The 23,862-nt window shown below is 68.4% G+C and carries 24 protein-coding genes; 12 read left to right on the forward strand and 12 right to left on the reverse strand.

What is annotated here, in order from left to right:
- Positions 1-195: 195 nt before the first annotated feature.
- The gene (gcvA, locus tag CV_RS03375) at positions 196-1,074 is read right to left on the reverse strand and encodes a transcriptional regulator GcvA (protein ID WP_011134251.1); all 879 of its coding nucleotides are present in this window, start codon (positions 1,072-1,074) and stop codon (positions 196-198) included.
- A 111-nt stretch (positions 1,075-1,185) separates the two neighbouring features.
- Between gcvA and CV_RS03380 the strand changes: the two genes are divergently transcribed.
- Complete coding sequence (locus CV_RS03380; RefSeq protein WP_011134252.1) at positions 1,186-2,484, forward strand: adenylosuccinate synthase; 1,299 nt, start codon at positions 1,186-1,188, stop codon at positions 2,482-2,484.
- Positions 2,485-2,577: 93 nt separating this feature from the next.
- Here the strand turns inward: CV_RS03380 and CV_RS03385 are convergent, their stop codons facing one another.
- Positions 2,578-3,348, reverse strand: a complete 771-nt coding sequence (locus tag CV_RS03385) for a substrate-binding periplasmic protein (protein ID WP_011134253.1) — start codon at positions 3,346-3,348, stop codon at positions 2,578-2,580.
- A gap of 72 nt (positions 3,349-3,420) precedes the next feature.
- Complete coding sequence (locus CV_RS03390; protein ID WP_011134254.1) at positions 3,421-4,296, reverse strand: LysR family transcriptional regulator; 876 nt, start codon at positions 4,294-4,296, stop codon at positions 3,421-3,423.
- A 98-nt stretch (positions 4,297-4,394) separates the two neighbouring features.
- Between CV_RS03390 and CV_RS03395 the strand changes: the two genes are divergently transcribed.
- The 7 genes from CV_RS03395 to CV_RS03425 all read left to right on the forward strand — a co-directional run bounded on the left by CV_RS03395 (position 4,395) and on the right by CV_RS03425 (position 9,533).
- Positions 4,395-5,588, forward strand: a complete 1,194-nt coding sequence (locus tag CV_RS03395; RefSeq protein WP_011134255.1) for an MFS transporter — start codon at positions 4,395-4,397, stop codon at positions 5,586-5,588.
- Positions 5,589-5,637: 49 nt separating this feature from the next.
- Positions 5,638-6,444 carry a 2,5-didehydrogluconate reductase DkgB gene (gene dkgB / locus CV_RS03400; protein ID WP_043595397.1) on the forward strand — a complete coding sequence of 269 codons (807 nt, stop codon included), beginning with the start codon at positions 5,638-5,640 and terminating at the stop codon, positions 6,442-6,444.
- Positions 6,445-6,545: 101 nt separating this feature from the next.
- Positions 6,546-7,382 (forward strand): AraC family transcriptional regulator, encoded by an 837-nt coding sequence (locus CV_RS03405; protein WP_043595398.1) that lies wholly within the window; start codon positions 6,546-6,548, stop codon positions 7,380-7,382.
- Between the two features lie 105 nt (positions 7,383-7,487).
- On the forward strand, positions 7,488-8,201 hold the full coding sequence (locus CV_RS03410) for an AzlC family ABC transporter permease (protein WP_011134258.1): 714 nt from the start codon (positions 7,488-7,490) through the stop codon (positions 8,199-8,201).
- Positions 8,198-8,509: an AzlD domain-containing protein gene (locus tag CV_RS03415; protein ID WP_011134259.1), complete on the forward strand. Its 312-nt coding sequence runs from the start codon at positions 8,198-8,200 to the stop codon at positions 8,507-8,509. Before CV_RS03410 ends, CV_RS03415 begins: the two co-directional genes overlap by 4 nt.
- 57 nt (positions 8,510-8,566) lie before the next feature.
- Positions 8,567-8,908, forward strand: coding sequence for an FKBP-type peptidyl-prolyl cis-trans isomerase (locus CV_RS03420; protein WP_011134260.1), 342 nt, complete (start codon positions 8,567-8,569; stop codon positions 8,906-8,908).
- Positions 8,901-9,533, forward strand: a complete 633-nt coding sequence (locus CV_RS03425) for a hypothetical protein (RefSeq protein ID WP_011134261.1) — start codon at positions 8,901-8,903, stop codon at positions 9,531-9,533. Before CV_RS03420 ends, CV_RS03425 begins: the two co-directional genes overlap by 8 nt.
- A gap of 61 nt (positions 9,534-9,594) precedes the next feature.
- Here the strand turns inward: CV_RS03425 and CV_RS03430 are convergent, their stop codons facing one another.
- The 4 genes from CV_RS03430 to CV_RS03445 all read right to left on the reverse strand — a co-directional run bounded on the left by CV_RS03430 (position 9,595) and on the right by CV_RS03445 (position 15,616).
- Positions 9,595-11,229, reverse strand: a complete 1,635-nt coding sequence (locus CV_RS03430) for a hypothetical protein (RefSeq protein WP_011134262.1) — start codon at positions 11,227-11,229, stop codon at positions 9,595-9,597.
- 218 nt (positions 11,230-11,447) lie between these two features.
- Positions 11,448-12,992, reverse strand: a complete 1,545-nt coding sequence (locus CV_RS03435; protein ID WP_011134263.1) for a DHA2 family efflux MFS transporter permease subunit — start codon at positions 12,990-12,992, stop codon at positions 11,448-11,450.
- A 7-nt stretch (positions 12,993-12,999) separates the two neighbouring features.
- Positions 13,000-14,142, reverse strand: a complete 1,143-nt coding sequence (locus CV_RS03440) for an HlyD family secretion protein (protein WP_011134264.1) — start codon at positions 14,140-14,142, stop codon at positions 13,000-13,002.
- A 34-nt stretch (positions 14,143-14,176) separates the two neighbouring features.
- On the reverse strand, positions 14,177-15,616 hold the full coding sequence (locus CV_RS03445; RefSeq protein ID WP_011134265.1) for an efflux transporter outer membrane subunit: 1,440 nt from the start codon (positions 15,614-15,616) through the stop codon (positions 14,177-14,179).
- 114 nt (positions 15,617-15,730) lie between these two features.
- On the opposite strand from CV_RS03445, the gene CV_RS03450 reads away from it, so the two are divergent.
- Together CV_RS03450 and CV_RS03455 are read left to right on the forward strand one after the other, a co-directional pair.
- On the forward strand, positions 15,731-16,333 hold the full coding sequence (locus CV_RS03450) for a TetR/AcrR family transcriptional regulator (protein WP_011134266.1): 603 nt from the start codon (positions 15,731-15,733) through the stop codon (positions 16,331-16,333).
- A gap of 24 nt (positions 16,334-16,357) precedes the next feature.
- Positions 16,358-16,915, forward strand: coding sequence for a DinB family protein (locus CV_RS03455; RefSeq protein WP_011134267.1), 558 nt, complete (start codon positions 16,358-16,360; stop codon positions 16,913-16,915).
- 70 nt (positions 16,916-16,985) lie between these two features.
- Here CV_RS03455 and CV_RS24205 read toward each other — a convergent pair whose 3' ends face one another.
- Positions 16,986-17,111: a hypothetical protein gene (locus CV_RS24205; protein WP_254894269.1), complete on the reverse strand. Its 126-nt coding sequence runs from the start codon at positions 17,109-17,111 to the stop codon at positions 16,986-16,988.
- Positions 17,112-17,141: 30 nt separating this feature from the next.
- Here CV_RS24205 and CV_RS03460 point away from each other — a divergent pair, with 30 nt between their 5' ends.
- Positions 17,142-19,076 carry a methyl-accepting chemotaxis protein gene (locus tag CV_RS03460; protein WP_043595402.1) on the forward strand — a complete coding sequence of 645 codons (1,935 nt, stop codon included), beginning with the start codon at positions 17,142-17,144 and terminating at the stop codon, positions 19,074-19,076.
- A 63-nt stretch (positions 19,077-19,139) separates the two neighbouring features.
- Here CV_RS03460 and CV_RS03465 read toward each other — a convergent pair whose 3' ends face one another.
- A complete protein-coding gene (locus tag CV_RS03465) occupies positions 19,140-19,778 on the reverse strand; it encodes an NAD(P)-dependent oxidoreductase (RefSeq protein WP_011134269.1) in 639 nt (212 codons plus the stop codon).
- 133 nt (positions 19,779-19,911) lie between these two features.
- Between CV_RS03465 and CV_RS03470 the strand changes: the two genes are divergently transcribed.
- Entirely contained in the window at positions 19,912-20,820 is a 909-nt protein-coding gene (locus tag CV_RS03470) for a LysR family transcriptional regulator (RefSeq protein WP_043595404.1), read from the forward strand.
- Here CV_RS03470 and CV_RS03475 read toward each other — a convergent pair.
- The 3 genes from CV_RS03475 to CV_RS03485 form a co-directional block, all read right to left on the reverse strand.
- Positions 20,790-21,740 (reverse strand): LysR family transcriptional regulator, encoded by a 951-nt coding sequence (locus CV_RS03475; protein ID WP_043595405.1) that lies wholly within the window; start codon positions 21,738-21,740, stop codon positions 20,790-20,792. The two genes, CV_RS03470 and CV_RS03475, sit on opposite strands and share 31 nt — an antisense overlap.
- Before the next feature lie 314 nt (positions 21,741-22,054).
- Complete coding sequence (locus tag CV_RS03480; protein WP_011134272.1) at positions 22,055-22,582, reverse strand: hypothetical protein; 528 nt, start codon at positions 22,580-22,582, stop codon at positions 22,055-22,057.
- Between the two features lie 14 nt (positions 22,583-22,596).
- The gene (locus tag CV_RS03485; RefSeq protein WP_043595407.1) at positions 22,597-23,682 is read right to left on the reverse strand and encodes an extracellular catalytic domain type 2 short-chain-length polyhydroxyalkanoate depolymerase; all 1,086 of its coding nucleotides are present in this window, start codon (positions 23,680-23,682) and stop codon (positions 22,597-22,599) included.
- Between the last annotated feature and the right edge of the window lie 180 nt (positions 23,683-23,862).

The raw sequence follows: 23,862 nt of genomic DNA on the forward strand, positions 1-23,862 counted from the left end.
GTCGTTTCTGAAAGATGAACAACTGGCAAAACCGTGTCGGCGGACGGCGCGGGACCGCGCGCCCGGCAATCGAGACTCACCCGGTACGATGGCTGCCGGCCGCGCGGAGTTCCCGCGCGGCCCGGCGGCGGTTTTTAGATATAGCCGAACCGGCGGAGCGCGTCGAGCATGACAATGTGCTTGTGCGATGTCGGATTATCCATGATCGGCCTGCGCCAGCCAACGGCAGAATGCGGCGACCGCGGGATGCCCGTCCCGCGTTTCCGGCACGTAGGCGAAATAGCGCCAGTCCTCCAGCCGCGGGCCGGCGAACGGCTGCACCAGGCGGCCGGCGGCCAGGTCGTCGGCGATCAGCCGGCTGGGGCCCAAGGCCACGCCCAGCCCGTCCAGCGCCGCCTGCAGCGTCAGGTAGAAATGCTCCAGCGTCAGGCTGGCGGCCGGCTGCAGGTCCGGCACGCCGGCGGCGTCCAGCCACTGCGGCCAGAACTCGGGGCTGCCGGCGGTGTGCAGCAGGGTGTGGCGGACGAGATCGGCCGGGGAGGCGAGCGGCAGGCGTTCGAGCAGGCCGGGGCTGCACACCGGCAGCCGGCTCTCCTGCAGGAATTCATGGGCGATGAAGCCCGGCAGCGCCTGCGGGCCGCCGCGTATCGCCACCTCGAAGCTGTCGGCCAGCTGGGCGACGGGCTCGCTGGAGGTGGTCAGCTTCACTTCCACGTGCGGATGCGCCAGCTGGAAGCGCGACAGCCTGGGGATCAGCCAGCGCAGCGTGAAGGTGGCCGGCGCGTTGACCCGCAGCGGCAGCGGACCCTGCCGCAGCCTGGCGCTGGCGGTTTCTATCCGCTCCAGCGCGGCGCGGACGTCGGCGAGGTAGCCGCGGCCGGCGTCGGTGAGCCGCACCTGGCGGTGATGGCGCTCGAACAGCGGCGTGCCCAGCCACGCCTCCAGCAGGCGGATCTGCCGGCTGACCGCGCCGTGGGTGACGTGCAGCAGCTCGGCGGCCTCGCTGAAGCTCTGCCGGACGGCGGCGGCCTCGAACGCGCGCAAGGCGTTCAGCGGCGGGAGATCTCGTTTCATTCGTGTGAGTTTTCCTGACATGAAAAGCCAGAATAAGTCGTTTGTCGACCTGCGGGCAAGTTGCGTAAGGTGTTGTCGCAACAGCATCAATTTTCACTTCTGGAGAAACGCATGAACAAGGTGATCGTGACCGGCGCGCAATGGGGCGACGAAGGCAAGGGAAGGATCGTCGACTTGCTGGCGGAGGCGGCGGACTGCGTGGTGCGCTTCAACGGCGGCCACAACGCCGGCCATACGCTGGTGGTGGGCGGCAAGACCTGGAAGCTGGCCTTGCTGCCCTGCGGCCTGCTGCGCGGCAAGCTCGGCGTGATCGGCAACGGCGTGGTGGTGGATCCGCAGGCGCTGCTGGCCGAGATTGACCGCATCGCCGCGGAGGGGCTGGCCATCACGCCGGACACGCTGGCCATCGCCGACAACGCCACCCTGCTGCTGCCGTCGCACATCGCGCTGGACGCGGCGCAGGAGGCGGCGCGCGCCCAAGCCATCGGCACCACTGGCCGCGGCATCGGCCCGGCGTTCGAGGACCGCGCCGGCCGGCGGGCGATCAGGCTGGCGGACTTGGCCGATCCCGCCGTCCTGCGCGAACGGCTGGCGGAAGCGCTGCGCTACCACAACGCGGTGCTGGCGGCGCTGGGGCGGCCGGCTTGCGAACTGGAGCCGATGCTGGCGGCGCTGCTGGAACAGGCGCGCCGCATCCTGCCCTACCTGCGCCCGGCATGGAAGCTGCTGAGCGAGGCCGATGAGGCCGGGCGGCGCATCTTGTTCGAAGGCGCGCAGGCGATGCTGCTGGACGTCGAGCACGGCACTTATCCCTTCGTCACCTCGTCCGGCACCGGGCCGGCGCAGGCGGCTTCCGGCTCCGGCCTGGGCAGCGCCGCGCGCGGCCACGCGCTGGGCGTGTGCAAGGCCTACGCCACGCGGGTGGGCGGCGGGCCGTTCCCGACCGAGCTGGACGACGCCGTCGGCGCGCGCTTGCGCGAGAAGGGCGGCGAGTACGGCACCAACACCGGCCGGCCGCGGCGCTGCGGCTGGCTGGACGCGGCCTTGCTGCGCCAGAGCGTGCGCGTGGGCGGGATGAGCAGCCTGGCGCTGACCAAGCTGGATGTGCTGGATGGCCTGGACGAGCTCAGAATCTGCACCGGCTACCGGGTGGACGGCGTTCTGCGGGATGACTATCCGGCGGGGCTGGCCGAACGCGGCCGGGTGGCGCCGGTGTACGAAACGCTGCCCGGCTGGCAGGAAAGCACCCGCGGCGCGCGCAGCCTGGACGCGCTGCCGGAGGCCGCGCGCGCCTATGTGCGGCGAATCGCCGAGCTGGCCGGCGCGCCGGTGTCGCTGATCTCCACCGGCGCCGAGCGCGACGACGTGATCCGCCTGGCCGACCCGTGGATGCCGGCGTCCGGCGGCTGAGCGCCGCTGACAAAGCCGCGCGGTAGCGCCAGCCGTACGACACGTCGGCGCAGCGCAGGATAGGCGGGGACTGGCGGGTCTAAGCCTGGCCGCTCAACCGCCCGCGTCCAGGTAGAAGCGGATGCGCCGGCGCGTCAGATCGTCGCGCTGGGCGGCGATGGCGCTCCACAGGCAGTCCACCTGCCGGGGATGGCTGGCGGCGTAGCGGCGCGAAACCGGCAGGAAGTAGGGCTTGGTGCTTATGGGCAGCGCCAGCTTGCGCACCGGCAGCGCGGGATTGCTTGCCAGATAGGCGTCCCCCAGCGTCTCGTGCACCGCGTAGGCGTCGATGCGCTTGTTGGCCAGCTTGTCGAAATTCTGCTCGACGCTGTTGGCGGTTTCGGCGGGGATGCCCAGCTTTTGCAGATCCTTGTTGATCGACCAGCCGGCATTGGTGCCGACGCTGCGCTGCAGATTGGACAGTTTCTTGCCGTCCCAGCGCACGTCGCTGTCGCGGCGCACATAGAGCGAGTAGCTGAGCGTGGCCAGCCGGCGCGCCTCGTCCGGCTTGCCGTTCCGTAGCGGGAAGACGGCGTAGGCGGCGCGGTCCGCTGTGTAGGAAAGCATCATCGCAGTGTCCACCGCGTTGTTTTCCAGCGCCTTCAGCAGGCGGGCGCCGGGCAGCAGGCGGATGTCGGCTTTCAGCCGGCAGCTGCGCGCGGCGGCCAGCACCAGCTCCACCGACAGGCCGGGCCGGCGCGGGTCCAGCGTGTCGTTGCCGACCTTGTAGGGGGGGAAGGCCTGGTCGCCTATGCCCACGGTCAGCGTTTCCGCGGCTGCGGCGGCGCTGAGGCCGCAGGCGAACAACAGGATCAACGGTTTCATGCCGGCAGCGTACTCCTGGGACATTACCGCCAATGTAATGTTTTGGGACTGCTTCGGATAGTCAGTTTTAGCTCATTCAGCCAGCGCGTCCGCCAGGTAGTCCACCAGGCAGGCGATGCGCGGCAGCGGTCGGCCCTGTTTGTAGAATACAGCCCAGATCGGCTGTTTCCAGTCCCGTTGTTCCGGCAGGCGCACTGCCTCCAGCCTCCCGGCCGCGATGTCCGGCCCCACCAGAAAGTCAGCCAGGCAGGCGATGCCGCAGCCGTGCAGCGCCAGCGCGCGCAGCGTGGCGCCGCTGGAGGCGGCCGGCGACGGGTTCACTTTCAAACCGTTGGCGCCCAGCGGCCACAGATTCAGCGAGGCCGGGCTGGTGAAGCCGAGCTGCCTGTGCGCCTGCAGGTCCGCCGCCGTCCGGGGCCGGCCGTGCCGGCGCAGATAATCCGGCGCGGCGACGATGCGCAGCGGGCTTTCGCACAGCAGCCGCGCGTTCAGCGTGGAGTCGGCCAGCGGTCCGACGCGTATCGCCAGGTCCGCGCGTTCCTCGATCAGGTCCACCACCGCCTCTGCCCCGGCCAGCTCCAGCCGGATGTCCGGGTAGCGGGCCTGGAAGCCGGCCAGATGCGGCGCCAGCAGGTGGTCCAGCACCGGGATGGCGGCGTTGACGCGCACCAGGCCGGACGGCCGCGCGGCGGCGGCCTGCAGCTGCTGCTCGGCATCGTTCAGGTTTTCCAGAATCACGCGGGCGCGCTCCAGCAGCCACGCGCCTTCCGCGGTCAGGTCCAGCCGCCGCGTGGTGCGGGTCAGCAGCCGCACGCCCAGCTGTTTTTCCAGCTGCGCCAGGCTGCGGCTGACATTGGAGGCGGTGACGCCCAGCTTGTCGGCGGCGGCGGTGAAGGAGCCGCAATCCATGATCGTGGTGAAGGCAATCAGGCTTTCCGTGCTTAGCATTATCAATTTTTTCGCAAAAGACCTTGTCAGTACAGCCCATTTTTCCGGGCGCGGCAAGCGCGGACAATCGGCGTCCTGATTTCTCAATGGAGGCAATCATGCCCCTCGCACTATGGGCGCTGACGCTCAGCGCCTTCGCCATCGGCACCACGGAATTCGTCATCGTCGGCCTGATCCCCTCCCTCTCCGCCAGCCTCGCGGTGCCGCTGCCGTCGGCGGGCCTCCTGGTCAGCCTGTACGCGCTGGGCGTCGCTGTCGGCGCGCCGCTGCTGACCGCGCTGACCGGCCGCCTGCCGCGCAAGCTGCTGCTGCTCGGCCTGATGGCGCTGTTCACCGCCGGCAACCTGGTGGCCTGGCAGGCGCCCGGCTACCAGGCGCTGATCGCCGCCCGCGTGCTGACCGGCCTGGCGCACGGCGTGTTCTTCTCGATCGGTTCCACGCTGGCCGCCGGCCTGGTGCCGAAGGAGAAAGGCGCCAGTGCGATCGCGCTGATGTTCTCCGGCCTGACGGTGGCGCTGGTGACCGGCGTGCCGCTCGGCACTTTCATTGGCCAGCATTTCGGCTGGCAGGCCACCTTTCTCGCCGTCGCGGCGCTGGGCGCGCTGGCCTTTGTCGGCAGCCTGATCCTGGTGCCGTCCAAGCTGCCCAAGCCGGCGCCGGCCTCGCTGTCCAGCCAGCTGGCGGTGCTGGCCCAGCCGCGGCTGCTGCTGGTGTACGCGATGACGGCGCTGGGCTACGGCGGCTCCTTCACCGCCTTCACCTTCCTCGCGCCGATGCTGGAGAACGTGACGGGCTTCGCGCCGGGCGCGGTGGCGCTGATCATGCTGCTGTACGGCGCGTCGGTCGCCGTCGGCAATATCTGGGGCGGCCGGCTGGCCGACCGCAGGGGGCCGGTGGCCGCGCTGAAGATCATCTTCGCGGGCCTGTCGCTGGTATTGCTGGCCTTGAGCTTCACCGCCGTATCCAAATGGCTGGTGGCGCTGACGGTGCTGGCCTGGGGCGCGGTGGCCTTCGGCAACGTGGCCGGCCTGCAGCTCTACGTGGTGCAGCTGGCCAGGGCGCGGGTGCCGCAGGCGGTGGACGTGGCCTCCGGACTCAACATCGCCGCCTTCAACGTCGGCATCGCCGGCGGCGCCTGGCTGGGCGGCCACGTGGTGGCCAGCCTGGGCTTGATGGCCACGCCGTGGGTGGGCGCAGCCATCGTGCTCGGGGCCTGGCTGTTGACGGCCTGGTCGGGTAGGCTGGATGCCGCCCATGCCTCGGGCATGACGGTCTCCGCCGACCGCATCTGATTCTCTCGCCGGGCGCGCGCCGTCCGGCCTCAACTCGATAAGGAAACACATGATGAAAATGCCGAAACTGGGCGTGGGCACCTTCCGCCTGAAGGATCAACAAGCCGAGGAATCGGTGTCTATGGGCCTGGAGCTGGGCTACCGCCACATCGACACCGCGCAGATCTACCGCAACGAGGCCGATGTCGGCCGCGCCATCGCCAAGAGCGGCGTGCCGCGCGACGAGCTGTACGTGACCACCAAGATCTGGATCGACCAGTTCGCCCAGGGCAAGCTGATCCCCAGCCTGCGCGAAAGCCTGGACAAGCTGGGCTTGGACAGCGTGGACATGACGCTGATCCACTGGCCGTCGCCCAATGACGAAGTGCCGGTAGCGGTGTACATGAACCAGCTGGCCGAAGCCAAGCATCTGGGCCTGACCCGCGAGATCGGCGTGTCCAACTTCACCATCGCCCACCTGAGGCAGGCGATGGACGTCGTCGGCGCCGACGCGATCGGCACCCATCAGTTGGAAGTGCATCCCTATCTGCAGAACCTCAAGGTCCGCGCCTTCTGCCGCGAGCACGGCATCGCCCTGACCGGCTACATGCCGCTGGCCTATGGCCGGGCGGTGGGCGATCCGACGCTGCAGGCCATCGGCCAGAAACACGGCGCCACGGCGGCGCAGGTGGCCTTGGCCTGGCAGCTGCAGCAGGACATCGCGGTGATTCCGTCCTCGACCAAGCGCGCCAATCTGGCGGCCAACCTGGACGCGCTGAAGCTGCGGCTGGACGCGGACGACATGGCGCGCATCGCCGCGCTGGAAGACGGCGGCCGCATCGCCGATCCGGACTTCGCGCCGGCCTGGGACGCCTGATGGCCGACCGGCGCGCCGCCGCGCTACACTGAAGACGCGCGCGGCGCGCTGGAGGGTTCCCGCGCGGCAATTTCGTACAAGACGCGCGGGAACGGCGGGGCATGAAGGAACAGACGAGCGAGCAGGCCAGCTTCTATCACCTGGAAGCGTTCGACGGCCTGGAGATGCTGGACGCGAAATACCATAGACACCGGTTTTCCCGCCATGCGCATGAGAACTTCTGCGTAGGCGTGATCGAGGAGGGCGTGCAGCGCATCCAGTTCAATGGCCGCGACCGCCTGGTGCCCAAGGGCGACATCTTCCTGGTCAACGCCGACGAGGTGCACGCCGGCTCGGCCGGCGTCGCCAGCGGCTGGTCCTACCGCGCCATCTATCCGTCGCCGGACATGCTGCGATCGCTGTCGCGCGACCTGGTCCGGCCGCAGGGCTCGGTGCCGTGGTTTCCCGAGGCGATGATCCACGATCCCGGCCTGGCCGAGCAGCTGCGGCTGGCCTTCACCCTGCTGGCCGAGGACGGCAACGCGCTGCTCAAGGAGACGCTGCTGCTGTCGTCGCTGGCCTGGCTGATGGCGCGCCACGGCCGGAGCCGCTTCGAGCCGGCTTTGCCGGCCGAGGCCGACCGTCTCATCCTGCGCGCCAAGGACTATATGGACAGCTTTCCCGAGCGCGATGTTTCGCTGGCCGAGCTGGCGGCGCTGGCCGAACTCAGCCCCTGGCATTTCCTGCGGCGTTTCAGGCAGCGCGTCGGCGTGCCGCCGCACGCCTACCTGGTGCAGGCGCGGCTGCGCAAGGCGCGCCAGCTGTTGTTGGCCGGCTGTCCGATACCGGAGGCCGCCAGCGCCTGCGGCTTTTCCGACCAGAGCCATTTCCACCGCCATTTCAAGCGCGCGCTGGGCATCACGCCCGGCCAGTTCGCGCAGCGGCTGCCGCGCCGCTGAGCCGCGCAATTTCGTTCAAGACGCTTCCTCCGCCCTTTGCCTAATCTGGTTCGCGACGGCCGGTGCAGACCGGACCGGCCGCGAACGCAATAGAGAAGGCAAGGTATGGATCATTCGCAATCTTTGGTTTTGGAAAACCGGTCCGGGCGCGACTTCGCCGCCGGGGCCGCGCAGATGGCGCCGCTGTGCCTGCCGGTACTGCCCTGGGGCGTGCTGGCTGGCTCGATGGCGGTGCAGGCTGGCTTGACCACGGCGCAAGGCGTGGGCATGTCGGCGCTGGTGTTCGCCGGCGCGGCGCAGCTGGTGTCGCTGGGCATGGCGATGGCCGGCTCGGGCGCGCTGGCGATCGCGCTGACGGTGTTCTTCATCACCGCCCAGCATTTCCTGTATGGCCTGTCGATGCGCGGCCGGGTATCGGCTTGGCCGGCGCGGCTGCGCCTGCCGCTGGGCTTTTTGCTGACCGACGAGCTGTTCGCGCTCAGCTGCGCCAGGGGAGGCGCGCAGCGCCCGGCCTACTTGCTGGGCGCGGGACTGATGTTCTACCTGAGCTGGCTGCTCAGCAGCATCGCCGGCATCGCGATGGCGAACACGGTGCCGGACCTGGGCCGGCTGCATCTGGACTTTTCCATCATCGCCACCTTCGTCGCCATCGTGGTGCCGATGGTGAAGCGGCGCAGCGCGCGGTGCGGGGCCTTGTTCTCGCTGTTGGCGGCGATGCTGCTCGCTTGGCTGGGCGTGGAGGGCGGCATCGTCATCGCCGGCGCGGCCGGCATGCTGGTCGCGGTGCTGGCGGCGCGTTTGGGAGGAGAGAAAGCATGAGCTGGGGATTGATCTTGCTGCTGGCAGCCATCGTGTTCTGCAACCGCTACGTTTTCCTGGAGCCCAGGGTGCCGGTGAAGCTGCCGGCCCTGCTGGAGCAGGCGCTGCAATACGCGGCCCCCTGCCTGCTGACCGCGATCTGCGGCCCCATCATCCTGCTGGACCAGGGCGCGGTGCGCCCGTTTCCGGATAATCCCTATCTGTGGGGCGCGCTGGCCAGCGTGATCCTGGCCTGCCTGGTGCGCAACATGGTGCTGAGCGTGCTGGCCAGCCTGGCGGCGTTCTACGCGCTGTGCGCGCTGCTGTGAGCGGGCGGTTACAATAGGGTTTTCCTGCCCGCGCGGGCGTTTTGCGGATGAAAGAGCATGAGCGAAGAACTGAAGATCGAGGACCTGGTGGTGGGCGAGGGCAAGGAGGCGGTGCGCGGCGCGCTGATCACCAGCCATTACACCGGCTGGCTGGAGGATGGCAGCAAGTTCGACTCCTCGCTGGACAAGGGCCGGCCGTTCCAGTGCGTGATCGGCACCGGCCGCGTGATCAAGGGCTGGGACCAGGGGATGATGGGCATGAGGGTGGGCGGCAAGCGCAGGCTGTGGGTGCCGGCGCACCTGGCCTACGGCGAGCGCCAGATCGGCGACCGCATTCCGGCCAACTCCAACCTAGTGTTCGAGATCGAGTTGCTGGAAGTGCTGACGCGGGATGAATAAGCCGGATTTTTTTGTCGATACCTCGATGGGCGAGCTGCTGGCGGAAACCCGGCGGAATTTCGCCAAGCGGCCGAGATGGTGGCATGCAATCTGCGGCCGCATCCTGTATACCCATCCGCCGACTTTCATCGGCCCTGACGACGGCTTGAACGAGATCTACAAGCAACAGACGCTGCTGTTCAACCACGGCAGCGTGCGCTGGGCGGCGCTGGTGCAGGCCAACCGCCTGCTGTTCGAGGTCGGCGGTTACGATCACCCGCTTCTGCTGCTGCACTCCGCGGATCCCGAATTTGATGATAAGCCGCAAGCCTTGGCGAAACTGGCGGAGGACTTGTACCGGCTCAAGCATACCGAACCCGAGGATGAGTCGAGGGCGAGGCTGGCGCAGTTTGTGACCGATGAAATGGATCGCTGCCTGGGCATGCAATTGCCGTCGGAATGGTCGGAGAGCGCCGTGATGGCGTCCACCGCGATGTTTTTCCGCCGCTATGCGCCGAATGAGCGCATCACCGGGCGTTGGTATCCGATACTGACGCACCCGTCCACCCAGGCGGTGTTGCAGCTGCCCAAGCTGTTTTGGCCGGAACGCCTGAGGGCGATGTGGGAAAACGAAGAATTGTATTGAGCAAAGGCGCGTCCGCATCGCCAAAGAGGCCCTGCGGGCCTCTTTTCGTTTCAGCTGTCCATCAATAGCCGATGTTCTTCACCGCCTGCGGGCCCAGCCGCTGGCACAGCTGCATCAGGTACAGGCTGTCCGGGCCGACGCGGACGTTGGCCGAGTCGACGCTTCCCAGTTTGGGCGGCACCGGCACGCCTTGCGCGTCCGGCACATCGGGCGTCAGCGCGCCGCTGCTGCCTATCGCCCAGTTGGTCGCGCCCGGCGGCGCGGCGATGGCCAGTTGATCCGCCTTGGCATTCCACGCCACGCCCCAACCGATGCTCCAGCCGTGGCCGCTGCCGTCGGCGCCGCGGTTGCCCAGCGCGATGGCGCCGCTGATGTCGGCGTTGTCCACCAGCAGGCCGGTGGCCCAGCGCTGGTGCGGCTCGATATTGCCGCAGGCTTCGGCGCGGCCGGTGAAGTTCAGCAGTACGTTGGGCCCGCCGGCCTGGGCCTGGGTGGCGTAGTAGAACGACTTCTTGCCGCCGATGGACGAACTGCGGTCCACCAGCACCTGGCTGCCGGCGATGCTGAACTCGAATGCCTTGGCGCCGGAGCAGTCGACATGGTTGTGGTCGTGGCTGAGCGCCACTTGTTCCAGCGTCAGCCGCCGGCCTTGCTTGCCGACCACCACGCCGTTGGTGAAGTTGTGCGCCTGGATGTCGTTGAGCCAGCCGTCGCTCAGATTGTCCAGGTTGGCCACGCCGTAGTCGGCGCCGCTGCCGTTGGGCAGGCCTTCCAGCGCCAGGCGCTCGGCGCCGATCTGGCTGGCGATGCCGCTGGCCGCGTATTTCTGCACGCTGCCGCCATTCGTCCCCAGATAGCCGCTGTCGAAGGAATCGGACAGCGGGATGTCCAGCGTCAGTTGGTTGCCGCTGACCGCGGCGACGGTGCGCAGCCAAATTTCGTTGTTGTTGCCGGCGTTGATCCAGGTTTGCGGTTTGCCGTCGCGGACCAGCTGGTCCATGTCCATCACATGAATCCACTCGGCGCTGGCGCGGCGGCGGATCATCACCGCGTCGCCGGGCTTGAAGCCGGACGGGTTGGAAACATGGATGACGCTGCCGCCGGACGGCAGATAGCCGTCGGCGATGGCGGCGGCGGATCCGATCGGCGTCAGGCTGGCGCCGGCGCCGCCCAGGCTCAGCATCGCGTGGCCGGCGCCTTGCGCCTTCAGCACGGTGCCGCCGGCGCCGGACCCGCTGCCGCGCAGCACCACGCCGTCGCTGGCCAGCTGGATCGGCGCTTCGAGCAGGAAGACGCCGGGCGCGAGCAGCACCGCGCCGCGTACGCCGTTCACCGCCGGCAGCGCCGCCACCTTGGCGATGGCGGCCTGGATGTTGGCGAGGTCGTCTGCCGCCTTGCCGCTGGGCTTGACCGTCGCCTTCACCGGCGCCGTCGGCAGCGCGACGCCGCCGCCCATATAGCCGGCGCTGGAGAAGTCCATGATGTGGTCGCCGTTGCCGTTCAGCGGCGCGTAGGCGAGGCCGCCCTGGCCGTCGTCCTTCACCCAGCGGCTGCGCGCGGTTTCCTTGCCCCACAGCGCCTGGCAGGATTGGGCGAAGGCGTGGTTGCGGATGGGCTGGAGCGGCGCGGTGGCGGCGGCCTGGCTGGCAAGCGCGGCGGCGATGGCGAGCGCCAGCCGATTGATCGAGTGCTTCATGGCTGAAGATTTCCTGTCTGCGTTGAGATTGAATGGAAAGCGGAGGCGCCGCCGGCCGGGCCGGGCTGATTATTTTGAAGGCATATTGATAGCACGCAGTATATGTAGAAGTCTGTTACCGAATGGTGGCCGCAGGTAAGGACTGGCCATCGAGACAGGGCAAAAAAAGCCCCGGCCACAAGGGCGCGGGGCAAGTGGTGAAACGCGGGTCGAGAAACTCAGTGGGCCTGGCTGGTGTCGGCGACGCGGCTGGGACGGGGCGCCAGCCAGATGGCGCAGGCGGCGACGACGAAAGACAGGCCGGCCAGCCAGAAGATCTGGTTGGTGGACAGCATGACGCTCTGCGCCTGCAGCGTTTGTTCGATCACGCCCCAGGCCGCGCCGTCGGACAGGCCGCCCGCGCTCAGCGCGCGCAGCGCGTCGCCGCCGCCGTCCACCATGCCGGCCAGCTCGGCGTGGTTGTAGCTGGCCTTGTCGTCCCAGGCGGTGGTGACCAAGGATGTGGCGAAGGCGCCGGACAAGGTGCGCATGAAGCTCATCAGGCCGGCGGCCGAGGCCACTTCCGCCGGCTCCACGCTAGCCAGCGCCAGCCCGGTCAGCGGCACGAAGAAGAAGGGCATGCCCAAGCCCTGGAACAGCAGCGGCAGCGCCACCTGCCAGAAGCCCATGTCGGTGGTGGAGAAGCTGCGGTACAGCGTGACGCAGCCCAGCCACATCACGCCGCAGAACACCAGCTTGCGCGGGTCCAGCCGCGAGGACAGCTGGGCGGCGATCGGCGCCGCCATCACCGCCAGCACGCCGCTCATCGCAGTGGCGTAGCCGGCCTGGGTGGCGGTGTAGCCCATATAGGCCTGCAGCCATTGCGGCGTCAGCACGGTGGCGCCGAAGAACGATCCGAACGCCAGCGAGATGGTCAGCACGCTGGCCCAGAAGCCGCGGTGGCGGAACACTCTGAGATCGACGATGGGCTGCGCCTCGGTCAGCTCCCAGATCAGGAAGGCGGCGAAGCCGATCACCGCGGCGATGGCCAGGCCGACGATGAGGGGCGAACCGAACCAATCCAGCTCCTTGCCCTTGTCCAGCATCAGCTGCAGCGCGCCCACCCACAGCACCAGCAGCGCCAGGCCCGCCGCGTCTATCCGCAGTTTGGCGGTTTGGCTCTGGTAGCGCTTGAGCAGCCTCCAGCCGAGCAAGCCGCAACCCAGCGCGATGGGCACGTTGATGTAGAAAATCCACGGCCAGCTGGCCTGGTCGCACAGCGTGCCGCCCAGGATGGGGCCCATGATGGGCGCCACCAGCGTGGTCATGCTCCACAGCCCTATCGCCGCGCCGGCCTTCTGCCTGGGGAAGATCTGCAGCAGCAGCGTCTGCGACATCGGCATCAGCGGGCCGCCGGCCAGGCCCTGCAGCACGCGGAACAGCACCAGCGTCTCCAGCGAGCCGGCCAGGCCGCACAGCATGGAGAACAGGCCGAACAGCAGCATCGAGCCGACGAACAGCCGCACGGTGCCGAAGCGCGCCGCCAGCCAGCCGGTCAGCGGCACGATGATGGCCTCGGCCACCGCGTAGGAGGTGATGACATAAGTGCCCTGGCTGGACGATACCGCCAGCCCGCCGGCGATATTGGGCACCGACACGTTGGCGATGGTGGTGTCCAGCACCACCATGAAGTTGGCGGCGGCCAGCACCAGCGCCGCCAGCCACAGCATATTGCCGCTCAGCGGCCGCTGGATTTCGCCGGCCGCCGGATTCGCGCTAGACATGATGGCCTCACTCGCTGACGTCTATCGTGGCTTCCATCGACAGCCCCACCTGCAGCGGATGGGCTTTCAGCTCCGCCTGGTCCAGCGCGATGCGCACCGGCAGCCGCTGCACCACCTTGATCCAGTTGCCGGTGGCGTTCTGCGCCGGAATCATCGCGAAGGCCGAACCAGAGCCGCCGGACAGGCCGGCCACCTTGCCGTGGTACACCACCTTGTTGCCGTAGAGGTCGGCGGTCAGCTCCACCGGCTGGCCGACGCGTACCTTGTTCAACTGCACTTCCTTGAAGTTGGCGTCGACGTGGGCGTTCTGCAGCGGCACCACCGACATCAGCGGCGTGCCGGACTGCACGCGCTGGCCCACCTGGGCCTGGCGCTTGGCCACCACGCCGTCCACCTGGGCGCGGATCACCGTGCGTTCCAGGTCCAGCCTGGCCTGGTCGCGCTTGGCGCGCGCCAGCGTCACTTCGGGGTTGTCGTCCACCGTGGTGTTTGCGGTCAGCGTCTGGTTGGCCTTCAGGCTGCCGACGGCGGCGCGGTAGTTGGCCTCGCTCTGGCGGCTGGCGGCCTCGGCGGCCTTCAGGCTGGCCTGCGCGGTGGAGTAGGCGTTCTGCGCGTTGCTCAGCTCCTCGCCGGACACCGAGCCGCTCTTTGCCAGCGCTTGGCGGCGCTGCAGGTCGAGCCTGGCGCGCGCCAGGTCGGCGCGGGCCGATCCCAGCTGCGCGGCGGAGCGGGCCTGGTCGGCGCTGCGCGCCTGGGCTTGGGCCGACAGGCCCTCGTCGTTGGCGAAGTAGCCCTTCACCCGGCGCTCGGCGCGGGCGAGGTCGGCCTCGGCCTGGGCCAGCGCCAGCCTGGCGTCGCTGTCGTTCAGCACCACCAGCACCTCGCCGGCCTTCACCGGCTGGGTGTCGACCACCTTCACTTCCTTGACGGTGCCGGCCACCTCGGGCGTGACCTGGGCGATCTCGGCGGCGACATAGGCGTTGTCGGTGCTGACGCGATGGGAGGCGATCAGCGTCCAGTAGCCGCCGTAGGCGACGGCCGCGGCGGCGACGGCGCCGAACAGCAGCGTGAACAGCTTCTTGCGTTGCAGGGGACGGCCGGCGGCGGCGGGCGCCGCGGCGGCCGGCAGGGCTTGTGCGTTTTCGCTCATGATGGATTGTCCTGGTATGGGTTTGCCGGCGGCCTCAGCGGGCGGGTTCGGCTGCCTGGTAGCCGCCGCCCAGCGCCTTGACAAGCGCCACATCCAGCGAGAAGCGGCGGGCCTGCAGACTGGCCAGGCCGCGGCGGGCGGCGATCACGCTGTCTTCGGCGGTCAGCACGTCCAGGTAATTGGCGAGACCGCCGTCGAAGCGGTTCCGGCTGACGCGGTAGGCCTCGTCGGCGGCCGTCAGCGCCTGCTGGCGCTGTTGCAGTTGCGGCGTCAGCGCGGCCTGGCTGGAGACGGCGTCGGCCACTTCGCGCAGCGCCTGGCTCAGCGTGGCGTCGTAGCTGGCGACGGCGGCGTCGTAGTCGCCGCGCGCGGCGCGGTACTGGCCTTGCAACTGGCCGCCGCGGAATATCGGCAGATGGATCGCCGGGCCGACGCCGGCTATGCCGGAACCGGCCTTGTCGAACAGCCCCAACCCCAGCGACTGGGCGCCGACGAAGGCGGTGAGGTTGACGTTGGGGTAAAACTGGGCCTGGGCGACGTCGATGCGCTTGGCCGCGGCTTCGGCGCGGAGCCGGGCGGCGGCGAGATCCGGTCGGCGGCCCAGCAATTCGGCTGCCAGCGTGGCCGGGAGCCGCTGTTCGCGAAACAAGCCGGCGGCCGGACGGGCGATGGCCAGGCCGCGGTCTGGTCCGGCGCCGATCAGCGCCGCCAGGCTGTGGCGTTGCAAGGCGATGCTCTCGTCGGCGGCGGCCAGGTCGGCGCGGGCGGCGGCCTCGCGCGACTCCGCCTGGCGCAGCACGCCGCGGGTGTCCATGCCTTGCTGCCAACGCTGCAGCATCAGCTTGGCGGTGTGCGCGCGCACCTCCAGCGCCTGGGCGGCGGCGTCGCGCTCGGAAAACAGCCGCGCCAGCTCGGCATAGCCGGCGGCCAGCGAGGCGGTCAGCATCAGCCTGGCCTGGGCCGCGTCGGCGCGGGCGGCGGTCAGGTCGGAGGTCGCGGCGGCCAGCGAGGCGCGGTTCTTGCCCCAGAAGTCCAGTTCGTAACTGAAGTCCAGCGTGGCGCGGCCGCTGGTGTTGAAGCCAGCCGGCGCCGGCATGCCGTTGTTGTAGCTCTGCTTGTCGCGGTCGATCGCGGCGTTCAGGTCCGCGCCGGGCAGCCGCGCGGCGCCGGCTTGCTGCGCCAGGCCTTCGGCGCGCTCGACGCGGGCGCGGGCGGCGGCGAGGTCGGGCGCCTGGCTCAGCGCCTCGTCCATCAGCGCGTTCAGTTGCGCGTCGCCGTATTTTTTCCACCATTGTTCATTGGCCCAGACGCCGTCCGAGGCGGGCAGGCTTTGCGTATTCTGGTATTGTTGCAGCGGTTTGATCTGCGGCGCCGGCCCCATGTCCGGCGTCATCGCGCAGCCTCCCAGCAGCGTCAGCGCTGCGGAGAGGCCGGCTGCTGGCAGCGGCCGCCAGCGAAAATATGCGGTTCTCATCGTCTCTGTCCGGGAGTGTTTTGATTTAACTGTACGGTACGGTATAGTTATATGGCGGAGCGAGATTTCTTGTCAAGAAAAATTGAACCGTACGGTTCAGTTTTAAGGATGGATATGCGCACAAAAAGCGAAAACAAGCGCCAGGGCTTGGTGGCGGCAGCGACCGAAGTCTTCGTCGAACGCGGCTACGAGGCGGCGTCGATGTCCGAGATATCGGCCCGGGCCGGCGGCTCCAAGGCCACGCTGTACAACTACTTCCCATCCAAGGAAGCCTTGTTCCTGGACGTGATGCGCTCGCTGACGACGGAGTTGTCGTCTGCTTACGTCAAGCTGCAGCCGGGCGGCGACCTGGAGGAAATGCTGCGCGCTTTCGGCGTGGCCTTCCTCGACAGCCTGTTCAGCCCCCAGCTGCGCGCGCTGCACGCGATCGTGATGGGCAGCGGCAGCCGCAGCGAGGTGGGCAAGCTGTTTTACGAGAACGGCCCGAAGACGGGCTGGACCAGGCTGGCGAATTTCATGGCGGCCGAGATGGAGGCGGGGCGGCTGCGCCAGGCGTCGCCGTGGACCGCCGCCATGCATTTCCACGGCCTGCTGCAGTCGGAATGCCAGGCGGCGATGATGACCGGCCTGATCGACGAGCTGGCGCCGGCGTCGGAGCGGCCGGGCAGGGTGGCGGAGGCGGTCAGGGTGTTTCTCGCGGCTTACGGCGCGCAATGACATCGGAAAGTCCGCTGTGAGACAATGGGAGACTTGTCCCACCCGGCGCTGTCCGGCGCGAAAGGCCGCAAGATGAGTCTCCCCGATCTGTTTCCTTCCCTGTTCCGCTACAAGGCCTGGGCCGACGAGGAGCTGCATGCGCTGGCCGCCGCGCTGGACGGCGACGCCCATCCGGACAAGCGCCATCTCGCCATCCGCATCCTCAATCACATCCACGTGGTGGACCGCATTTTCGCCGGCAACCTGACCGGCCGGCCGCACGGCTACGCCGGCACCAATACGCCGGGCACGCCGGAAGCGGCCGAGCTGCTGGCGGCGGTGCGCGAAACCGACGCCTGGTACATCGGCTATGCCAGCGGCCTGAGCGAGGCCGAGCTGGCCGAAGACCTCGACTTCACCTTCACCGATGGCGGCCATGGCCGGATGAGCCGCGCCGAGATGCTGATGCAGGTGATCACCCACGGCGGCTACCACCGCGGCGCGGTGGGGCGCATTCTGGCCGAGTGCGGCTTGCAGCCGCCGCGCGATATCTACACCCGCTTCCTGCACGACAGCGAGCCATCTCGCAGAGCGGCCGGCTGAGCTGTGGCAATTACTCCACATGAAGAGATATGGTTGAAAATATTCTTCATGGCGAAAACATAAGGCCTTGTTACAATTGCCGCCGCCATTGCGGCGGTATGCTTTTCAGATAGAGACGGCGCTTGATCCGGCTCAGCACCGCCGCAATCCGGCGGGCGCAGCATGCGCGGATGTCGGGTCCGGCGGTGCCGGACATTTTTCGTCTCTTCCTGGAAAGCCAGCAAGCATGTTCAAGAACTGGTCGGTCAAACAGAAAATCCTGGTCAGCGTCGCGCTGATCCTGCTCATCGCGCTGGCCATCGCCGGCACGGTGTCCACCCGCATGTTCCAGTCGGCGCTGACCGAGCGCCTGGAACAGCATGAATTGAAGGCGACGGTGGAGGGCATACGCAACGAGCTGGACGCCTCCATCGCGCTGCCGCTGAGCCAGACCCGCCAGCTGGCCGCCAACACCTATCTGTTGGACTGGACCGCCGCCGGCGAGCCGGAGTCGGGTGTCGGTCCCTGGCAGCGCTACGCCAAGGCGCTGATGCAGACCTCCGGCGCGTCCATCATCTCCTGGACCTCCGAGGCCACGCTCAACATCTACATCGACCACGGCACGGTCAAGGCCGACCCCAAGGGCAACGACAAGTGGCTGGCCGACTTCCTGGCCTCCGGCCGCGACAGCCAGTTCACGCTGGGCTCGGAAACCGGCAAGCAGCAGGTGATGATGTTCGTCAACGTGCTGGCCAACAAGGGCCAGGCCGGCCACCGCGCGGTGGCGGCGCTGGGCTTCGACGTCACCCAGATGGCCGAGCGCGTGCGCAAGATGGCGGTGGGCGAGCGCGGCCAGGTCTACGTGGTGGATGCTTCCGGCCAGGTGCGGCTGCACCGCGATCCGGCGGCGATGCAGAAGAAAACCCTGCTGGCCGACCTGCCCGGCCTGTCGGCGATCGCGCCGCAGCTGCTGAACAAATCCGGCTTCAACCTGGCGCATTTCGACGGCCCCAACGGCCCGACCATCGCCGCCTCCAGCTATATGCCCAACGCCGACTGGTTCGTGGTGGTGGAAATGGACGCCAACGAGGTGTACGGCGCGGTGACGCGCACCATCTGGTGGGTGGCGGCGGTGGACGCGGTGGTGCTGCTGCTGTCGCTGCTGGTGATCTGGCGGGTGTCCGGCTTCATCAGCCGGCCGCTGGTGCAGCTGCGCGACGCGATGCGCGCGCTCAGTTCCGGCCACGGCGACCTGACCATGCGTTTGCCGGCTGACAGCCGCGACGAAACCGGCCAGGTGGCGGCGGCGTTCAACCAGTTCATGGAGCAGCTGCGCGGCATGTTCCAGCAGGTGCGCGAGCAGAGCGGCCAGCTGCACCGCAGCGCCGGCGAGCTGGCGCGGATGACCGAGCGCCTGTCCGCCGGTTCGCGCCACAACGCCGATCTCAGCGAAACCACGGCCGCCACCATCGAGCAGCTGTCGGTCAGCGTCAGCCACATCGCCGGCAATTGCCACGGCACCGCCGAGGCGGTGCAGCAGGCCGGCGCGCTGTCGTCGCAAAGCGCGGAAGCGGTGGGACGGGTCAGCGTGGAGATCGGCTCGGTCGCCGAGTCTATGGACGAGGTGAAGACGGTGATGGAGGAGCTGGAGCGCCGCTCGGCCCAGGTGGGCAGCATCGCCGGGGTGATCAAGGACATCGCCGACCAGACCAATCTGCTGGCATTGAACGCGGCGATCGAGGCCGCCCGCGCCGGCGAGCAGGGCCGCGGCTTCGCCGTGGTGGCGGACGAGGTGAGGAAGCTGGCCGAGCGCACCAGCCAGGCCACGGTGGAGATCGACGACATGGTCGGCGGCATGCAGCAGGGCTCGGGCCAGGCGCGCGAGCGCGTGGCGAAGACCTACGGCGCGGTGCAGGGCGGCGTGGAGCTGGCCGAGGAGGCGCAGCGCCAGATTTCCGAGATCCAGTCCAGCATGCAGCTGGTGGTGCGCCAGGCGGCCGAGATCCGCGACGCCGCCAGCGAGCAGTCCAAGGCCACCGAGGACATGGCGCGCACCGCCGAGCAGATGTCGTCGCAGGCGCTGCAGTCGGACGCCGAGATCGGGCGCGCCGGCCAGGTGGTGGCGGACCTGGAGCGCTTGTCGCAGTCGCTGGAGGGGCTGGTGTCGCGCTTCAAGCTGTAAGCGCCCCGCTTGGGCAAAGAAAAACCGCTCCGAAGGGAGCGGTTTTGTTTTGCCGGCGGATGATCAGTAGCCGACAGTGAAGCGGCTGCGCTGGTGTTCGCCTTTTTCCAGTTCGTCGATCATGGCGACGGCGTAGTCTTCCACCGAGATGTGGCTGTTGCCTTCGGCGTCGACCAGCAACTGGTCCTTGCCCAGGCGGAACTGGCCGGTGCGCTGGCCCGGCTGCAGCATCGCCGACGGGCTCAGCAGCGTCCAGTTCAGCTCGGTTTCGGCGCGCAGCAGGTTCAGCGCTTCGCGGGCGCCCAGCGCCGAGGCCTTCCATTGTTCCGGGAATTCCGGGGTGTCCACCAGTTGCACGCCGGGGGCCACTTCCAGGCTGCCGGCGCCGCCGACCACCAACAGGCGCGGGGCCTGGGCGGCCTTGGCCGCGGCGATGATGGAGCGGATGCCCTTCACGAAGTAGTCGAACTGCTCGGCCTGGGCGTGGCCGCTGAAGGCGCTGAGCACGGCGTCGAAGCCCTTCAGCTGTTCGGCCAGCTGGGCGCTGTCCTGCACGTCCACCTTGGCGGCGGCCAGATTGGCTTGGGCTGCGATGCGCTCCGGACGGGAAACCAGCGCGGTGACGTGGTGGCCGCGGGACAGGGCTTCTTTCAACAGGGCGGAACCGACATAGCCGCTGGCGCCGATCAGTGCGATTTTCATGGTGAGACTCCTGGTTTGATATCGGATTGAGGCGCCGCGTCGCAGCGCTGATGGAGTGCATGATGCGCTTTTGAATTGATTCGATAAACGGCTGCAACCATAATTGATTGTTATTGAAAAATTGACAGTTGATATGGCGCGGGGCGTAGAGAACAATCTGGAAGGGCTGCAGATCTTCGTGGCGGTGGCGGAAGCCGGCGGCTTCACCGCCGCCGCGGAGCGGCTGGGGATGACCAAGGCCAACGTCAGCCTGCAGGTGGGCCGGCTGGAGGCGCAGCTGGGCGCGACGCTGTTCACCCGCACCACGAGGCGGGTGAAGCTGACCGAGGCCGGCCAGGCCTTGTACCTGGACGCGCAGCCGGCGCTGGCGGCCCTGCGCGACGCGCTGCTGCAGGCCGGCCACGGCGCGGCGGAGCTGTCCGGCACGCTGCGCCTGACCGCGCCGGTCAGCCATATGGCGGAATCGGTGGCGCCGGCGGCCACCCAGTTCATCCGCCGGCATCCCGGCCTGCAACTGGAGCTGCACGCGATCGACCGCATGGTGGACCTGGTGGCGGAAGGCATGGACTTGGCGATACGCCTGGGCACGCTGCGCGACTCCTCGCTCAGGGCGCTGAAGCTGGGAGAGTTCGCCCAGCAACTGGTGGCGTCGCCGGCTTACCTGCGCGAGCGCGGCATGCCGGCGCATCCCGGCGAGCTGGCCGGGCACGACTGGGTGGCGCTGACGCTGCTGAAGACGCCGCTGACCTGGCGCTTCGCCGGCGCGGGCGGCGCGGAGGAGACGGTGAGGATGCGCGCGCGGATCAAGGTGGATTCCGCCGCCTCGCTGCGCTCGCTGCTGCTGGCCGGGGCGGGGATGTCGGTGCTGGATTCGTTCAGCGTGCAGGAGGATCTGCGCCAGGGACGGCTGATCCACCTGCTGCCGCAATGGACCTTGCCCAAGGGCGGCGTCTACGCGGTGTTCCCGCCCGGCCGCCACGCGCCGGCGGCGGCGCGCGCCTTTGTCGAGTTTTACCGGGTGCTGTTGGCGCGGCCAGTCTGATCCATTTGGTTTTCCGGCAGCGCGGCGGCGACGCGCGGCAGCACGAAATCGATGAAGGTCTGGTACTTGCGCGTCAGCGGCGCGCGGAAGGGGTGGACCAGATAGATCGGCCAGTAGTCGCAATGCCATTCCGGCAGCACCCGCGCCAGCTCGCCGTCGCGCAGATGGCTTTGCACCGCGTAATCGGCCAGCATCGTGATGCCGTGCCCGGCCAGCGCCAGGTGGGTCCGCAGCGGGTAGTCGTTCAGATAGAACAGCGCGCCGACCGGCTGGGACAGCAGCTGTTCGCCGCGCGCGAGCTTGAGTCCGCCGCGTTGCTCCGATTCCATCACCAGCAGCCGATGCGCGGCCAGGTCGGCGGGCTGGCGGATGGCCGGGTGGCGGGCCAGATAGGCCGGAGACGCGTACAGGTTCTCGCTGGCGTAGCCGGCCAGCCGCGCCACCAGCCTGTCGTCATGCACGGTGTGGGAGCGGGCCGAGCGCAGGCAGAAGTCCAGCACGTCGGCCACCGGGTCCTGCAGCCGGTTGTTCACTTCCAGCGACAGCTGCAGGCCGGGATGCAAGGCGGCGAGCTCGCTCAGCGCCGGCCCCAGCACGTGCTGGGCCAGCGACGAGGTGGTGCTGACCGTCAGCGGGCCTTCGATGTCGCTTTGCGTTTCGTCCACCGCCATCCGCGCCTGGGACAGCGTCTCGCGCAGTCTGGCGGCGTGGGGGCGCAGCCGCTCGCCGGCCTCGGTCAGCGCCACCCTGCGCGTGGTGCGCAGCACCAGCGCCGCGCCCATCTCCCGCTCCAGCTCCTTGACCCGCGCGCTGACCAGGCTCTTGTGGCAATCCAGCAGATCCGCGGCGGCGGTGAAGCTGCCGGCGCGCGCCAGCGCATCGAAGGCCAGCAAGTTGTCCGGCGACGGCATTGTTTTCATATCAGGACAATCAATCCGATTTTGCGGATTTATTTCGGAACAATCAGGCGACTATCCTAGCACGCATCACCCATCTGCCATCCCATGCGAGGAGTGCGTCATGCATCATCTGTTCCGTTGCTATGCCTGGTTGTTTCAACGCGAGATCGCGGCGAGCCGCCATCTTAGCCAGCGCCGCCGCTGGGAGGAGCCGGCGCGGCGGGTGCTGCTGTGAGCGGGAGGGGCGAGTCCGGAGGCGGGGAAGCCGCCATCGCCGCCTGCAGCGTCGCGAGGGGAGAAGAGCCGGCCCCGGCGATGGAGGCCGGCGGCGGACGCTAGGAGACTACCCGCTCGGTTTTGGCGGCGAGGAATTGCTGCAGGCAGTCCTGCAGGGCCGGGGAGAAGCCGGTCAGCAATTGCTGCAGGTCTTCCTGGTGCACGCCCATGCTTTGCCTGATGCTCTGCCCCAGGGCGTTGAACGCCAGCAGGTCGTCGGCGCCGCCGCGCGATTCCAGCAGATTGCGCAGCAATTCGTAGCCGTGCTGCCGCCACAGCGTCAGCAGCTTCAACTGCCAATTCAACAGCTGGTGGCCGAACTGCTGGCCGATGTCCTGGCATTGCTGGCAGTAGTCCAGCCAGCCGTCGGCGTCGACATGATGCCTCAGCGCCTGCCGCCACTGGTGGCTTTCTCCGCGTTGCCATTCGTCCAGGCGCTGCTTGCGCTCCAGTCCGGCCTGCAGGCCGGACTTCCAGTCATGGTGGGCCGGCAGGCCGGCGAAGAAAAATTGGCGCATCAACGGCTGCCAGGCCTGCAAGCCGGCATCGCCATGCTGCAGCCAGGCATTCAGCGGGTGGGGTTCCATCTCGGGTTTCCTTTTCATGGGCGGGGGCTGTCAAGACGCTCCACCATCGCGCGGATGGCGGAGAGTTGCGGCGCGTTCTTGGCGTAGTAGTCGGGATTGCTCGGGTTCTTGCTGCTGTAGCCCCAGAAATCCCAGCAGCCCTGCGGATTGCGCTTGGGGTCGGTGCGGATCTGCGGGTACAGCACCACGATGCGGTTGCGGTCCGCCATCTCGTTGAAGCCGGTGCTGGTGTAGTAGCGGTTGCCGATGCGGCTGTCTTCCTGAGTGCAGCCGTGGAACACCACGTGCACGCGGCAGCTTTGCTTGCGGCAATCGGCGGGGATGTAGACGTGGCCGATGTCGGACAGGCCGGTGTAGCGGCCGTCGGCGAACTCGGTCTGGTCGAAATCCAGCAGCTCGCCGGACAGCCTGGCGGCGGGCGGCTTCAGGTTGCCGTACAGCTGGCGCAGGATGTCCTGCGACTGCATGAAGCCGCAGTTGTTGAGATTGGTCTTGGTGCTGCCCGCGGCGGGGGAGACGTTGACCGGGCAGGCCTCGTCGCCGGGATTGGAGGTGAGCAGCGCGTGGCCGGCGTTGACGTTGTCGACATAGCGGATCTGCGAGTCGGGCACGCCAGCGTGCTGGTAGAAGGCCCGCGTCTGCGCCACCACCTTGGGATAGACCACGCTGTCTGACGCGCCGGTGAAGATGTACAGCCGCTGCCGCTTGATGTTGTCCACCGGGTCGATCAAGCCCTGGCTGGCGAATTGCTGGGCTTCTTTCCAGGCGGCCGCGCCGGATGGCGCTGCGCCCTGGGGCCGCATGCACTGGTTGCTGGCGGTCATCATGAAGCGGTCGGCGCCGCCCAGCTTGTTCAGGCCGGCGCAGTAGAACGGTCCGCCGGCGACGATGCCGGCGCCGGCCACGCTGGCCGAATAGGTGACGCTGTACTGGGCGGCCATGAAGGCGCCGGAAGACAGGCCGGACACGGTGTTCTGCATGGGGTCGGCGCCCAGCGCGGGCAGCGGCGGCGCGGCAGCGGCCACCGCCTGGCCGGCCGCGAGCATCCATGACAGCAGGGCGGCGCGCAACAGGCGCGCGCGCGGATTGACGGAATGCATGGTGGGTTCTCCAGAGCGTTGATGAAGCTGGCTGCAACTCGTTGATACCTGACCATCCTGCGATGCGCCCGCGACAGCATCGGGGCCTGCTGAGTATGGCAGACCGGCGCGGGGTCCCATGGCTAGCCCTTTGGCCAGGGATGCCCGCTATCGCCCGCCCTGCGAGGCCATGCCGCTGCC

Origin of the sequence: Chromobacterium violaceum ATCC 12472 (assembly GCF_000007705.1) — a bacterium.
Classification (GTDB): domain Bacteria; phylum Pseudomonadota; class Gammaproteobacteria; order Burkholderiales; family Chromobacteriaceae; genus Chromobacterium; species Chromobacterium violaceum.

Excerpts from the sequence above, each read along its gene's own strand:
- CV_RS03390 (WP_011134254.1), bottom strand. The coding sequence starts at position 4,296 with ATGCTAAGCACGGAAAGCCTGATTGCCTTCACCACGATCATGGATTGC.
- CV_RS03420 (WP_011134260.1), top strand. The coding sequence starts at position 8,567 with ATGAGCGAAGAACTGAAGATCGAGGACCTGGTGGTGGGCGAGGGCAAG.
- CV_RS24205 (WP_254894269.1), bottom strand. The coding sequence starts at position 17,111 with ATGTCCGGCACCGCCGGACCCGACATCCGCGCATGCTGCGCCCGCCGG.
- CV_RS03430 (WP_011134262.1), bottom strand. The coding sequence starts at position 11,229 with ATGAAGCACTCGATCAATCGGCTGGCGCTCGCCATCGCCGCCGCGCTT.
- CV_RS03380 (WP_011134252.1), top strand. The coding sequence starts at position 1,186 with ATGAACAAGGTGATCGTGACCGGCGCGCAATGGGGCGACGAAGGCAAG.
- CV_RS03395 (WP_011134255.1), top strand. The coding sequence starts at position 4,395 with ATGCCCCTCGCACTATGGGCGCTGACGCTCAGCGCCTTCGCCATCGGC.
- CV_RS03455 (WP_011134267.1), top strand. The coding sequence starts at position 16,358 with ATGGGAGACTTGTCCCACCCGGCGCTGTCCGGCGCGAAAGGCCGCAAG.
- CV_RS03410 (WP_011134258.1), top strand. The coding sequence starts at position 7,488 with ATGGATCATTCGCAATCTTTGGTTTTGGAAAACCGGTCCGGGCGCGAC.
- CV_RS03435 (WP_011134263.1), bottom strand. The coding sequence starts at position 12,992 with ATGTCTAGCGCGAATCCGGCGGCCGGCGAAATCCAGCGGCCGCTGAGC.
- CV_RS03480 (WP_011134272.1), bottom strand. The coding sequence starts at position 22,582 with ATGGAACCCCACCCGCTGAATGCCTGGCTGCAGCATGGCGATGCCGGC.
- CV_RS03450 (WP_011134266.1), top strand. The coding sequence starts at position 15,731 with ATGCGCACAAAAAGCGAAAACAAGCGCCAGGGCTTGGTGGCGGCAGCG.
- CV_RS03465 (WP_011134269.1), bottom strand. The coding sequence starts at position 19,778 with ATGAAAATCGCACTGATCGGCGCCAGCGGCTATGTCGGTTCCGCCCTG.
- CV_RS03440 (WP_011134264.1), bottom strand. The coding sequence starts at position 14,142 with ATGAGCGAAAACGCACAAGCCCTGCCGGCCGCCGCGGCGCCCGCCGCC.
- CV_RS03460 (WP_043595402.1), top strand. The coding sequence starts at position 17,142 with ATGTTCAAGAACTGGTCGGTCAAACAGAAAATCCTGGTCAGCGTCGCG.
- CV_RS03425 (WP_011134261.1), top strand. The coding sequence starts at position 8,901 with ATGAATAAGCCGGATTTTTTTGTCGATACCTCGATGGGCGAGCTGCTG.
- CV_RS03385 (WP_011134253.1), bottom strand. The coding sequence starts at position 3,348 with ATGAAACCGTTGATCCTGTTGTTCGCCTGCGGCCTCAGCGCCGCCGCA.
- CV_RS03475 (WP_043595405.1), bottom strand. The coding sequence starts at position 21,740 with ATGAAAACAATGCCGTCGCCGGACAACTTGCTGGCCTTCGATGCGCTG.
- CV_RS03445 (WP_011134265.1), bottom strand. The coding sequence starts at position 15,616 with ATGAGAACCGCATATTTTCGCTGGCGGCCGCTGCCAGCAGCCGGCCTC.
- gcvA (WP_011134251.1), bottom strand. The coding sequence starts at position 1,074 with ATGAAACGAGATCTCCCGCCGCTGAACGCCTTGCGCGCGTTCGAGGCC.
- CV_RS03415 (WP_011134259.1), top strand. The coding sequence starts at position 8,198 with ATGAGCTGGGGATTGATCTTGCTGCTGGCAGCCATCGTGTTCTGCAAC.
- dkgB (WP_043595397.1), top strand. The coding sequence starts at position 5,638 with ATGATGAAAATGCCGAAACTGGGCGTGGGCACCTTCCGCCTGAAGGAT.
- CV_RS03470 (WP_043595404.1), top strand. The coding sequence starts at position 19,912 with ATGGCGCGGGGCGTAGAGAACAATCTGGAAGGGCTGCAGATCTTCGTG.
- CV_RS03405 (WP_043595398.1), top strand. The coding sequence starts at position 6,546 with ATGAAGGAACAGACGAGCGAGCAGGCCAGCTTCTATCACCTGGAAGCG.
- CV_RS03485 (WP_043595407.1), bottom strand. The coding sequence starts at position 23,682 with ATGCATTCCGTCAATCCGCGCGCGCGCCTGTTGCGCGCCGCCCTGCTG.